This window comes from Azospirillum oryzae (assembly GCF_900177515.1).
Lineage (GTDB): Bacteria > Pseudomonadota > Alphaproteobacteria > Azospirillales > Azospirillaceae > Azospirillum > Azospirillum oryzae_A.
On sequence record NZ_FXAK01000007.1, the window covers coordinates 201718 to 213657 of the forward strand.

The window sequence follows — 11940 nt, forward strand, 5'->3', positions numbered from 1 at the left end:
GGAACTCCGCCGCCCATGCCGCGGTTCTCCCAGGCAAAGCCGGGGAGGGCAGGATGTTCGAAGGATTCACGCTGGAGACCGTCGAACTGCCGGACGCGACCCTGCGGGTCCGTCATGGCGGGCGGGGCAGCCCGGTCCTGCTGCTCCACGGCCATCCGCGCACCCATGCGACCTGGCACCGGGTGGCCCCGCTGCTGGCGGCATCCCACAGCGTGGTCTGTCCAGACCTGCGGGGGTTCGGCCAGTCGTCGAAGCCGGCGGACCGGCCCGACCATGCCAACTCGTCCAAACGGGCCAAGGCGCTGGATTGCCTCGCCCTGATGCGGCATCTCGGCTTCGAGCGCTTCGCCGTGGTCGGCCACGACCGTGGCTCCTACACCGCGTTCCGTCTGGCAATGGACCATCCGGCCGCCATCACCCGCCTCGCCCTGCTCGATGGCGTGCCGATTCTGGAAGCTCTGGAGCGGTGCAATGCCCGCTTCGCCCAGGCATGGTGGCACTGGTTCTTCTTCGCTCAGCCGGACAAGCCGGAGCGCGCCATCCTGGCCGATCCCGACGCTTGGTACGGCGGCTCGGCGGAGGCGATGGGGGAGGAGGCCTACCGTGATTTCCGCGCGGCCATCCACGATCCGGCCACCGTGCACGGCATGCTGGAGGATTACCGCGCCGGGCTGGGCATCGACCGCGACCACGATGCGGCCGATCGCGCGGCCGGCCGGCGGCTGAGCTGTCCGCTGCTGGCCTTATGGTCGTTGCGGGACGATCTGGAGGAGCTTTACGGCGACGTTCTGGCGGTCTGGCGGCCCTGGGCGCCGGATCTGCGCGGGCGCGGCCTGGATTGCGGCCACCACATGGCGGAGGAGGCGCCCGAAGAACTGGCGCGGGAGCTTCTGGAATTCCTCGGCGCCTGACCGGACAAACGAAAAAGCCCCGCCGCGGCGACCGCGGGCGGGGCTTTTCCTTACCTGGAGCGTAGCAGGACGCTTACAGCGCCGAGTCGACCCACTGGAACAGCGCACCCTTGGGCAGGGCGCCGATCTTGGTGGCGGCGACGCTGCCGCCCTTGAACAGCATCAGCGTCGGGATGCCGCGCACGCCGTACTTGGTCGGGGTGTCCGGGTTCTCGTCGATGTTCAGCTTGGCGACGGTGACCTTGCCGTCATACTCGCCGGCCAGCTCGTCGAGCGCCGGGGCGATCATCTTGCAGGGGCCGCACCATTCCGCCCAGAAATCGACCAGGACCGGGCCGGTGGCCTTCAGGACGTCCTGCTCGAAGCTGTCGTCGGTAACCTTGATGGTGGTGCTCATGTGACCTCTTGCCTGGATTCGGAAGCGCCGCGGACCGGTTGTGGAAGGCCGGCGGCCATCGCCCCGTCAGTGGAATTGAGCAAAATGTAGGGCGGAGGCGCCCGGCCGGTCAAGTCACCCCATCTTTCGGGGGACCCGCCGGCCACCCCTCACCCCGGCCTTGGGCCCAGTCCGGCCGCCGCCGCGTCGAGCACCGAGGGCGGCAGCTCCATGGTGTAGGGACCGTCGGTCCACAGCAGCACGCAGCGCACCCGGCGACCCGGATAGACCGCCCGCAAGGCCTCGCGGTAGGCCGCCATCTGCCGCCGGTAAACCATTGGCACGTCTTCCAGATCCCGTGGCGGCGGCCGGTTGGTCTTGTAGTCGACGATCCACACCGTATCGCCGGTCAGCGCCAGCCGGTCGATGCGGCCGGCCAGCGCCCGGCTGCCGTCGCCCAGCGCCACCACGCCGACCAGCGGCACCTCCGCCCGCGAGTCCGGGCCGAACAGATGCGCGAACTCCGCATGGCTCAGCACCGCCAGCGTCTCGCGCGCGATGGCGTCCTGCTGTTCCGGCGTCAGCTTGTGCGCCGGGCGGGCCAGGAAGCGGCGGCAGGCGGCATCCCGCGCCTCCTCCGCCAGATTGGGCAAGGTCTGCAGCAGCCGGTGCACCAGCAGGCCGCGGCGGAAACGCTGGCCGTCGTCGTTGCCGAGCGGCGAGCGGACCGCCGGCTCCTCGCCATCGGGGCGCGACGGGGTGAGGGGCCGCGACGGTTCGGGCTCGCCCGGCGGCGGTTCGGCGATCCAGGGCGGCGGCGGCTCGGCCGACGCGCTCTCCTCCGTCTCGACATGGCGCGGCACCGCGGCGGTCTGCGGGCCGATCAGCCGCCAGCCGTCGCCGGCCCAGCCATGCGGGCAGAGATCGGTGAAGTCGAAGCTGTGCGGCACGCCGTTGTCGCGCATCGCCTCCTCGACCAGCCGGTACCAGCAATCGTCAGACGGCTCGCGCTTGCCCTGATGGCCGCAGATGTAGAGGCGGTCCTCCGCCCGGGTCAGCGCGACATAGAGCAACCGGCGGTATTCCTGGTCGCGCCGCCGGTTGGCCCGCGCCCGCGCCTCGGCGCACAGCGCGTCCTCCTGCGACCGGCGGGCGGCGAACAGCGGCACCGGGCAATCCTCGTCCGGCCACAGGATCGGCGGGCTCTGGGTCGGGCTGCCCAGCGTGTCGGGCAGGAAGACGATGGGCGCCTGCAAGCCCTTGGAGCCGTGGACGGTCATGATCCGCACGGTGCCGCCGCCCTGTTCCAGCTCGCGCTTGATCTCCGCGTCGCTGGCCGCCAGCCAGGCGAGGAAGTTCTGCAGCGACGGCGGCTCGGTCTTCTCGAAGGCGAGGCAGACGGCCAGGAACTCCTCCAGCGGGTCCTGGGCGTCGGGACCGAGCCGCTTCAGGATCGCACGCCGTCCCGACCGCCCGTCGGCCGGACAGGGCCGGTTCAGCAGCCCGGCGAACAGCTCGTACGGCGCCGAGAAGTCGGTGCGCGCCAGCAGGTCGCCCAGATAGCGCCGGGCCGGGCGGAATTCCGGCTCCGTCTCCGCCAGCGCCACCAGCGACCGCCACAGCGTGCCGCGGCGGCCATGGGCGACGCGGAACAGCGCCTCCTCGGTCAGCCCGATCAGCGGCCCCTTCAGCACGGTGGCGAGCGTCAGATCGTCGTCGGGCAGCAGCAGGAAATCGGCCAGCGCCACCAGATCCATCACCGCCAGCTGTTCGGTCAGCACCATGCGGTCGACGCCGGCCACCGGCACGCCGCGGTCCTTCAGCGCGCGGACCAGTTCGGTGACGAAGGCGGTGCGGCGGCGGACCAGGACCATGACGTCGCCGGGCTGCACCGGCCGGCCCTTGGCCTCCAGCGTCTCGCCGCTGTCGATCCAGCGATGCACCGTCGCCGCGATGACCGAGGCGAGGCGGGCCGACGGCGAGTCGGCGGACTCGTGCGCCACCGGCGGCGCCCAGGCCGGCGTCTCCGTCGCCTCCACCGGCTTCACCGGCGGCCACAGTTCGACCAGACCGGCCTGCCCGCGGCGGAAGGCGCGGTGGCGGATGACCGGGCTGGCGTCGGACGCCACGCCGTCGCGGGCGCGGTCGATGGCGAAGACGGCATCCACCGTCTCCAGCACCGCGGAGGTCGAGCGGAAGGAGATGTCGAGGTCCACTCCGGCCCACAGCCGCTCGGCCGATTCCGCCTTGTCCTGGAAATGGCGGCGCATGCGGGCGAATTCGGCCGGATCGGCGCGCTGGAAGCTGAAGATCGACTGCTTCTCGTCGCCCACCGCGAAGACGGTGCGGATCTTGCCGTCGGGTGCCGCGGCCTCCAGCTCGGCGAAGAACTCGCCGGCCAGGGATGCGACGATGGCCCACTGGTCGGGGTTGGTGTCCTGCGCCTCGTCGATCAGGATATGGTCGAGGCCGCCGTCCAGCTTGTAGAGCACCCAGGGCACGCGCGGCGTGCCGTCCTTGCCGCTCAGCAGCCGGTTGGCAGCCAGGATCAGGTCGTCGTAGTCCAGCAGGGCGCGCGCCGCCTTGCGGTCGCGGTAGGCGTCCAGCATCGCCTGCGCCAGGGTCAGCAGCGCGGTGGTCGAGGCGGCGACCCCGGCGGTCTTCACCCGCTCCGATATCTCGACCAGCCGCTCCGCCTCCTTCTGCAGGGACAAGAGCGCCTGCGGGTAGGCGGTGGCCGGCTTCTTGGTGATCAGAGTCTTGCGCGGGCTGCCCTCCGCCGTCAGGAACAGGCGCTTGTAGGCTTCGAAGGCGCGGACCCGGCGGTCGGCGGCGTCCAGCCAGTGCTGGATGGCGATGCCGCGCTCCTGATCGCCGGCGCTGCCGCCCGACAGCGCCCGGCAGGCCTCGCGCAGGGCCGGCGGGTCGCAATTATCGTCATGGCAGGCGTGGGTCAGGATCGACTCCTCGGTCACGCCGGGCGGCACGCCCAGCCGGTCGTGGATGGCGTCGATCAGCCCGTCCAGCCCGTGGAAGCGCTCGAACAGCTTCTCCACCTGTCCGCGCTGGCTGGCCAGCTCCGCCAGCAGATCGGCAAAGTCTTCGGCGTTCAGGTCGCCGGTCAGCCGGCCCATGGCGCGGCCGAGCGGGCTGTCCGGCTCGGTCCGGCCGGCATGCAGCACGGCGTCGCGCGCCTCGGTCAGGAGCCCGTCGGCGGTGCGGTCGTCCATCACGTCGAAATGCGGCGCCAGCTCGGCTTCCAGCGGGAAGCGGCGCAGCAGCGACTGGCAGAAGGCGTGGATGGTCTGGATCTTCATGCCGCCGGGGCAGTCCACCACCTGGGCGAACAGGCGCCTTGCGTTCAGCCGCGCCTCCATGCTGGGCCGCTCGCCGCACAGGTCGGCCAGCCGATCCTCCAGCGACTCGTCAGGCAGGGTGGCCCACAGGCCGAGCGTCCGGTTGATGCGGATCGCCATCTCCGCCGCGGCGGCCTTGGTGAAGGTCAGGCACAGGATGCGCGCCGGTGGTGTGCCCGACAGCATCAGCCGCAGCACCCGGTCGGTCAGCACCTTGGTCTTCCCCGACCCGGCCGACGCCCCGACCCACACGGACGCCGTCGGATCGGACGCCCGCCGCTGCGCCACGTTGGGATCGAGCGGCAGAGTACGGGGGGACAGGTCGGTCATGGTCATGGGCAGAGCTTCCGGTGCCGGGGCAGGGCCGGATGCTGGTCCAGATGCCGGGGGCAGGGCAAGGGCGAAAGATCAAGTGGCGGGGTCGGGCAAACCGTCAATTCGACAGGCCGGCTGCTTGCCGCAACGCGGCATTGATGCGCGTCTGCCATCCCGGTCCGGTGTCGCGGAAATGCTTCAGCACATCGGCGTCCAGCCTCAGCTTGATCGCTTCCTTAGGTGCTTCCGCCGGCGGGCGACCGCGGCGGGCCGGCTTGCCACCGTCCATCACCGTGCCGCGTGCGAACATCTCATCCGTGATCTCCGGGATTTCGTCGTATTCCTCGGACTGGATGACGTGTTCGTCAACCTTCGCCAAATTGCTCTTCACAGAGTCGCTGCCCAAAGCGCGTTTGCTCCCGGTCATTGGCCTTCCTCATCGAAATGATGCGGCGTGCGTCTCCCGCCGGCGTCCAGACCACGATCACCATCCGCCCTCGCAGATGCCCGACCGATATGATGCGGGTCTCGCCATAGTCGAACCGCTCGTCCGGAATATCGATCGTTCTGCCAGCGAAGATCTCTATCGCGTCGGCGAAGTCGAGGCCCCGCTCGCTCAGGGTCCGGTCACGCTTGGCGGGATCGAATGTAATCTTCAGAAGAATTATCGTACCCCCGTAAAATCCGGGCAACAAGAGATTTTGCGGGGGTACGATAAATCGGGTTGCGGCAACCTCACCGACGCCGTCACGGTCGGTCATGAGATGCCTTACCCCGTCCCCCGATCCGGTCGATGTGCTGCCGGAAATTGAAAGACCACATGCAAGTGTATGGAAGTGGGGAGAGCCAATCAATCTTCAGGTTGACTTCTTGAGCGCTTACTCTCCCTCCCCGCCGCCCGACGACCATTCCTGGACGCGGGCCAGATGCGCATAGTCGGTGTAGCGCGGCGCCATCGCCGGGCGCGGGCGGGAGCGGTAGGGGGTGTTCGGGTCGTCGAACTGGGCGATCAGCGCCTCCAGCCCGGCCCGCGCCTCCTCGCCTAATGCGGCGGGATTGCCCTTCACCGGCTTCTCCTCGCCGGCCGGGTCGCCGCCGGACAGGCGCCAGAAGGTCAGCTCCGCCACCGCGCCTTGGTCCACCCCGCTGAACCCGCCCGCCGCCGCGATGGCGGCCTCCAGCGGCAGCTGCGGGGCGAAGCCGAGTTCGATCTCCCGCGCGCTCGGCGGGGTGCCAGTCTTGTAGTCGATCACCACCAGCCCGTCGGGGCCGCGGTCGATGCGGTCGGCCTTGGCGGTCAGGGTGAAGGGGCCGCCTGGGCCGGACAGCTCCAGCCGGCCCGGCACCTCGGTCGCCAGCGGGCGCAGGCGGGGGCGGCGCTCGCGCTCCAGATCGACGAACCAGCCGGCCACCCGCTCGAAGCGCGGCCACCAGAAGGCCCAGACGTCGGGATGGCTGCGCAGAAGCGGGCCGAAGCGATCCCGCCCCAGCGCGATCAGCCGGTCGAGCGCGTCATGCGGCAGCGGGCCGGGATACTCGCGGACGAAGGCGTCGAGCGTGTCGTGGATAATCTGGCCGCGGTCGGACGCCCCCGGATCGGCGGCGATGGGGTCGAGTGCGCGCAGCCGCAAGGCGTGCCGGGCATAGATGGCGTAGGGATCGCGCATCCAGGTCTCGATCTCCGTCACCGACAGCTTGCGCGGCCGGGCGGTCAGCGGCGGGCGCGGCTCCGGTGCCGCCACCGGCTGCACGCGATCCGGTTCGTCCAGCCCGCGCGCCCAGCCGAGCCAGCAGGCCCCGCGCTCCTCGATGACGCCGTCCAGCCCCAGCGCCTTCAGCACGGTTTCCAGCCGCAGGAGCCAGCGCGACGGCACCGTCGGCGTGCCCTCCACCCGCGCGGCGCGGGTCAGCACCACCTCCGGCGCGCCGCAGGCATGGGCGAAGTCGTGGGCCGACATGCCGACCAGCCGTTCCGGGCTGGGCAGGCCGAAATCGCGCCGCATCGGCCGCGACATCCACGGATCGGCGGACGCCGCCGGCGGCCATGTTCCCTCGTTCAGCCCGCCGAGGATGACCAGTTCGAGATGCTGGAGGCGGGCCTCCATCGGGCCGAGGATGGACAGGCGCGGGTGCAGGCCGTAACGGGGGCGCACCGCCCGCGCACTCATCAGTGCGTCGAGCAGAGCCGGGTAATCCTTGGCCGGGATCGCCGGGAAACCCTCCGCCGCATCGAGCAGGTCGTGGACGAAGCGCGCCGCTTCTTCGCCGTCATCCTGGCGCCACAGCCGCTCCGCCCCGGTCAGTTTGTCGTCGGCGGCCAGCGATTCGCAGAAGGCGACATGGGCGCGGACGAGGTCGGCCAGTGGGGTTTCGCTGGTCAGCGCCTCCAGGAAGGGGGCGGCGCGCTGGCCGATGTCGACCAGCCAGCCGCGCAGGAACTCCTGCTGCTCCTCATGGTCGAAGCGGTCGGCCTGCTCCAGCGCCGCCAGAACGCCGTCGAACCCCTCGGCGGGGCGGGGGCCGCGCAGCACGACGCGCTCCAGCGCGCGGGCGGCGGCGCGGAAATCTCCTGAGTCGCGGCCGCCCGCCGCCATCGGGTGCTTGGCCAGGGCCAGCAGGGCCAGCGGATGGACGCGGCTCGCCACCAGCTCCGCCGTCAGCCGCAGATAGGTGCCGACCGCGGTGTGGGCGAGCGGCTGGCCGCCGGAGTCGTTGACCAGGATGCCCCAGCGCGCCAAGGCCATGGCGACCCGGCGGCCCAGGTTGCGGTCGGGGGTGACCAACGCTGCCCTCTTGCTCGGAGTCTCCAGCGCATGGCGCATCAGCAGCGCGATGACCTGCGCCTCCTCCTCCGAGGTGGCGGCGTCGATGCGGGTCAGCCCCTCCAGCGCGGTGGCATCCACCCCGGACAGCTCGCGCCAGCCCTCGGTGGTGGCCGCCGGCCGCATCGCCTCGGCGATCAGGCGGGCGCGGGGGCCGCGCGGCTCGGTCGCGTCGGTCCAGGGCTGCACCTCGGCGCGGGTGACGCCCAGCAGATGGATCAACTGCGACAGGCCGTGCTGCGGGTGGGATTCGTCGCCGGCGATGGCGTCCCAGATCGTGTCGTCGGCCCCGGTGTCCAGGCCGGGCAGCACCACCGCCCCCTGCGGCATCCGGGCGATGACCGACAGCAGCTCCGTCGTCGCGGCGATGGAGCCGGTGGAGCCGGCGGCGATCACCATGCCCGGCGGCGGGGCGGCCTGCCAGAGGGCGGCCTGTGTCTCCAGCGCCAGATTGCGGCGCTTGGCCGGGTCGGTCTCCCCGGTCGACTCGAGGATGGCGGGCCACACCTCGGTGATGATGCGCAGGAACCTCAGCGTGACCTGCCAGTGCTCGGCATAATCCTCCGGCACCAGCGACTCGAGTTTTTCGAAGCCGGCGCGTTCGGTCCACACCGCGTCGATCAGCCGGCCGAGGTCGGCGCCCAGCCGCACCGCTTGCGCCGTCGTAGCCGACAACCCCTCGGCGCCCAGGATCAGCCGCGCCAGCGTCATCTGCCGGTTCAGCGGCGAGATCGCCTCCGGCAGGTCGAGCGGGACGTCGGGCAACTCCTCCTCGGTCAGGCTGAGGTCGCCGGCGTCCAGTTCGCCCAGCGGCGCCATCCGCGGCAGCAGCGTCGGCTGCCCGCCCGACCGCCGCAGGAAGGCCGCCTGCAGCGCCCGGCAGGCGCGCCGGGTCGGCAGCAGCACGGTGACCCCGGCCAGCGCCATCGGGTCGCCGCCCACCCGCTCCATGATCCCCGCCGCCAGCATGTCGACGAAGGGAGCGCCCGCGGGGATGCTGTAGACTTTGGGGATGGGGCTATCGGGAAGCATGAAAGGTCCGTGTATCGCTTGCCCCCACCCCAACCCTCCCCCGCTGGGCGGGGGAGGGGGCAGGTGCTTGTTCGGGAGAGCGGCGGCAGTCTCCTCCCCCGCCCAGCGGGGGAGGATTAAGGAGGGGGCAAAACGTCCCGTTGAGTATAGCTCAGCCCAGCCCTCAATGCGCCACCGCCCGCACGCCGCCGATGGCCAGCAGATCCTCCGCCTCTTTCAGCCCGGTGGGGGTGCCGATGTGGAACCACAGCCCGTCATGGGCAAGGCCGAACAGCCGCCCCGCCGCCTGGGCGCGGTCCCAGATCAGGTTGGTGGAGAAGGCGCCGTCGGGGGTGTCGGCCGCGAACAGCTCCGGCTTGACGATCTGCACCCCGGCATAGACGAAGGGCGCCAACTCGCGCTCGGCCCGGCGGGTCAGGCCACCCAGCGGGTCCATGTGATAGTCGCCGAGCCCGTCATAGCCGACCGACTTGGTCGTCGCCATCAGCAGGAGCAGCGCGTCCATCTCCGCCGGGTTCCAGTGCGATGCCAGGCGGCGCAGGGCCGGCACCGGCCCGTCCAGCCAGAAGATGTCGGCGTTCACCGTGTAGATCGGCGCGGTGCCGAGATGGGGCAGGGCGTTCTTCACCCCGCCGCCGGTCTCCAGCAGCGTGTCCTCCGGCGACAGGGTGATGGCGGGGGAGGTCCGGCCCTTCAGATGCTCGCCGATCATGGCGCCCAGATAATGGCTGTTGACCACCGCGCGGCCGACGCCGGACTCGGCCAGCCGGTCCAGGGCATGGTCCAGCATCGGCTTGCCCAGCACCGGGATCAGCGGCTTCGGCCTGTGGTCGGTCAGCGGTCGCATGCGCAGGCCCTGGCCGGCGGCCAGCACCATCGCTGTTTGGGGAATGGTCACGGTCATCTCAGATCGTCTCCGGAACGACGAAGGCGGCGCGGGTCTCGGGCGGCAGATGGCGGTCGAACCAGGCGGCGACCGGCGCCAGCTCCGGCTTCGCCAGTTGGGCCTCCAGCAGGCGCCAGACCCGCGGCAGATGGACAAGGTAGGACCGCCGGCCCTGGCTCAGCGCCAGACGGACGAAGATGGCGACGATCCGCGTGTGGCGCGCCGCCCCCAGCACCGCCATGGCGCGGCGGAAGGCGGCGGGGTCGGTCTCGGGAAAAGCGGTGAGATAGCGGGCGACCATCGCCTCGGCCAGATCGGGCGCCACGTCGCGCCGCGCATCCTCCAGCAGCGACACGAGGTCGTAGGCCCGCGGCCCCCAGCCGGCGCTCTGGAAGTCGATCAGGCCGGCGGCCCGCACCCCCGGCCGATCCAGCCGCATGAGATTGTCGACATGGTAGTCGCGCAGCAGAAGCGACGGCGCACCGGCGCAGACCGGCTCCAGCACCGTCCGCCAAGCCGTATCGAAAGCGGAACGATCATCGTCGCTCAACGGCTTCCCCGTCGCCACCGGCATGTAGGCGTCGATGAACAGCCGGGTCTGCGCGATGAACAGGTCCGGATCGTAGACGGGCAGGGCCAGCCGTTGCGCCGCTTCCTCGGGCCAGCCGCGATGGATGGTCACCAGCGCGTCGGTCGCCATCTGGTAGAGCGGTTGCGGATCGGCACCGTCGGCCAGCAGCCGGGAGAATGTTTCGCTTCCGAAATCTTCCTGGATCGCCAAGCCCCGTTCCACATCCGACGCCAGCACGGCGGGAACCGACAGCCCGATGGCCGCCAGTTCGGCGCCGATGGCGATGAAGGGCACGAGATCGTCGGCGGGGGCGGGCGTGTCCACCAGGATCAGGGTGCCGCCATCCGCCTTGCGCAGGCGCTCATACCGGCGGGCGGAGGCATCGCCGGCCAGCGGCTCCCGGACGGCGTCGGACAGGCCGTTGGCGGCCAGGAAGGCAACGATCTCGGCTTCCCGCGCGGAAGAAACGACGGACATTACGGGGGGCATCACAGCATCCAGTCGGCGGCGGCCACCCGCGCCGCCAGCGCGCCATGGCCGGTCAGCGTGGCGCGGCGGGCATCGGGGCCGTCATGCTCCATCGTCACCTCGACCCGGTCGGGGGGCAGCAGCGGACCCAACCGGTCGGGCCATTCCACCAGCGCCACCGCCTCGGCCCGCGCGTCGTCCCAGCCCAGCTCATACACCTCGTCCGGCCCCGACAGCCGGTAGAGGTCGAAATGCCAGACCGGGCCGATGGCGGTGTCGTAGGTCTGCACCAGGGTGAAGGTGGGGGAGGGCACCTCGGCGTCCTCATGGGTGACGCTGCGGATCAAGGCCCGCGACAGCGCCGACTTGCCGGCGCCGAGATCGCCGTGCAGGGCCACGAGGTCGCCCGGCCGCAGCAGGACGCCCAGCCGGCGGCCCAGCGCCGCGGTGGCGGCCTCGTTTGGCAGCGGCAGGGTGACGGTATAGTGGGGAGTGTCCGACATGGCGCGGATACTGTGCGAAGCCGCCACCTGCCCGCAAGCCGGAAAGAAGGGTGGGTCAGCGGCAGGCTTAGCGACCGATCCTTAGCGGCCGATCCGCCGCTTCGGCGACATCCGGTCCGCCGCTGCTCCCGCGCCAACTCCCTCTGCCGCGCCGGCCACCACCAGCCGCGGCGCCTTGTTGAAGTTCATGGTGATCATCAGCGTCAGCGCGCCGTTGATCAGGTGCAGCATCTTGTCGGACGCCACCGGCAGGGGGATGCGCCGGCCCATGCAATAGCCGACCAGCGCCGCCGTCACCTCGGTGTCGGCCAGCACCAGCTCGGTCACGGCACCGTCGTCGTCGGTGATGCTCAGGCGGGTTTCGATGCCCTCCTGCTCCGGCCCCTCGTTGCGGTGATAGACGACCTTGGACACGGTGCCGACCGGCAAGGTGTCCTTCACCCGCCGCCGGCGGTCCAGCACGGCCCGCACCACCTCCTGGTCGGTGAAGACCAGACACCGAAGTTCCTTCATTCCGGGCCTCCACCCGATCGGCCTCCGGGCAAAGAAAGCCCGGCCATCCGCCGCCGACCTTCACTTTCCGCTTCGCCACCGCCGCGTGCAATCGACAAATTTAAGCGAATTTATGCGAAATTGTTTCCCGGCTTCGACGGTCCGTCGTTCTGCCTCGCACGCGACACAGCACCGCTTTCCCCTTGCG

The 11940-nt window shown here is 70.9% G+C and carries 10 protein-coding genes; 1 reads left to right on the forward strand and 9 read right to left on the reverse strand.

Going from position 1 to position 11940, the window contains the following annotated elements; translation table 11 throughout:
- Positions 1-53 precede the first annotated feature (53 nt).
- Entirely contained in the window at positions 54-911 is an 858-nt protein-coding gene (locus B9N97_RS13455) for an alpha/beta fold hydrolase (protein WP_085087203.1), read from the forward strand.
- Between the two features lie 73 nt (positions 912-984).
- Here the strand turns inward: B9N97_RS13455 and trxA are convergent, their stop codons facing one another.
- The 9 genes from trxA to B9N97_RS13500 all read right to left on the reverse strand — a co-directional run bounded on the left by trxA (position 985) and on the right by B9N97_RS13500 (position 11753).
- Positions 985-1308 (reverse strand): thioredoxin TrxA, encoded by a 324-nt coding sequence (gene trxA, locus B9N97_RS13460; RefSeq protein ID WP_085087204.1) that lies wholly within the window; start codon positions 1306-1308, stop codon positions 985-987.
- 149 nt (positions 1309-1457) lie between these two features.
- The gene (gene addA, locus B9N97_RS13465; RefSeq protein ID WP_085087206.1) at positions 1458-4979 is read right to left on the reverse strand and encodes a double-strand break repair helicase AddA; all 3522 of its coding nucleotides are present in this window, start codon (positions 4977-4979) and stop codon (positions 1458-1460) included.
- Between the two features lie 97 nt (positions 4980-5076).
- Entirely contained in the window at positions 5077-5337 is a 261-nt protein-coding gene (locus B9N97_RS13470) for a BrnA antitoxin family protein (protein ID WP_244560707.1), read from the reverse strand.
- Positions 5324-5719 (reverse strand): BrnT family toxin, encoded by a 396-nt coding sequence (locus B9N97_RS13475; RefSeq protein WP_208621218.1) that lies wholly within the window; start codon positions 5717-5719, stop codon positions 5324-5326. The genes B9N97_RS13470 and B9N97_RS13475 overlap by 14 nt, the downstream gene beginning before the upstream one ends.
- A 117-nt stretch (positions 5720-5836) precedes the next feature.
- Complete coding sequence (gene addB, locus B9N97_RS13480; RefSeq protein ID WP_085087210.1) at positions 5837-8812, reverse strand: double-strand break repair protein AddB; 2976 nt, start codon at positions 8810-8812, stop codon at positions 5837-5839.
- A 163-nt stretch (positions 8813-8975) separates the two neighbouring features.
- Positions 8976-9716: a nucleotidyltransferase family protein gene (locus tag B9N97_RS13485; RefSeq protein WP_085087212.1), complete on the reverse strand. Its 741-nt coding sequence runs from the start codon at positions 9714-9716 to the stop codon at positions 8976-8978.
- Position 9717: 1 nt separating this feature from the next.
- Positions 9718-10746 (reverse strand): aminoglycoside phosphotransferase family protein, encoded by a 1029-nt coding sequence (locus B9N97_RS13490; RefSeq protein WP_085087215.1) that lies wholly within the window; start codon positions 10744-10746, stop codon positions 9718-9720.
- Positions 10747-10757: 11 nt separating this feature from the next.
- A complete protein-coding gene (tsaE, locus tag B9N97_RS13495) occupies positions 10758-11240 on the reverse strand; it encodes a tRNA (adenosine(37)-N6)-threonylcarbamoyltransferase complex ATPase subunit type 1 TsaE (protein WP_085087217.1) in 483 nt (160 codons plus the stop codon).
- Between the two features lie 81 nt (positions 11241-11321).
- The gene (locus tag B9N97_RS13500; RefSeq protein WP_085087219.1) at positions 11322-11753 is read right to left on the reverse strand and encodes a hypothetical protein; all 432 of its coding nucleotides are present in this window, start codon (positions 11751-11753) and stop codon (positions 11322-11324) included.
- Positions 11754-11940: the final 187 nt, after the last annotated feature.

Coding starts and splice junctions, on each gene's coding strand:
- addA (WP_085087206.1), bottom strand. CDS start 4,979: ATGACCATGACCGACCTGTCCCCCCGTACTCTGCCGCTCGATCCCAAC.
- B9N97_RS13500 (WP_085087219.1), bottom strand. CDS start 11,753: ATGAAGGAACTTCGGTGTCTGGTCTTCACCGACCAGGAGGTGGTGCGG.
- addB (WP_085087210.1), bottom strand. CDS start 8,812: ATGCTTCCCGATAGCCCCATCCCCAAAGTCTACAGCATCCCCGCGGGC.
- B9N97_RS13455 (WP_085087203.1), top strand. CDS start 54: ATGTTCGAAGGATTCACGCTGGAGACCGTCGAACTGCCGGACGCGACC.
- B9N97_RS13490 (WP_085087215.1), bottom strand. CDS start 10,746: ATGTCCGTCGTTTCTTCCGCGCGGGAAGCCGAGATCGTTGCCTTCCTG.
- B9N97_RS13485 (WP_085087212.1), bottom strand. CDS start 9,716: ATGACCGTGACCATTCCCCAAACAGCGATGGTGCTGGCCGCCGGCCAG.
- trxA (WP_085087204.1), bottom strand. CDS start 1,308: ATGAGCACCACCATCAAGGTTACCGACGACAGCTTCGAGCAGGACGTC.
- B9N97_RS13475 (WP_208621218.1), bottom strand. CDS start 5,719: ATGACCGACCGTGACGGCGTCGGTGAGGTTGCCGCAACCCGATTTATC.
- tsaE (WP_085087217.1), bottom strand. CDS start 11,240: ATGTCGGACACTCCCCACTATACCGTCACCCTGCCGCTGCCAAACGAG.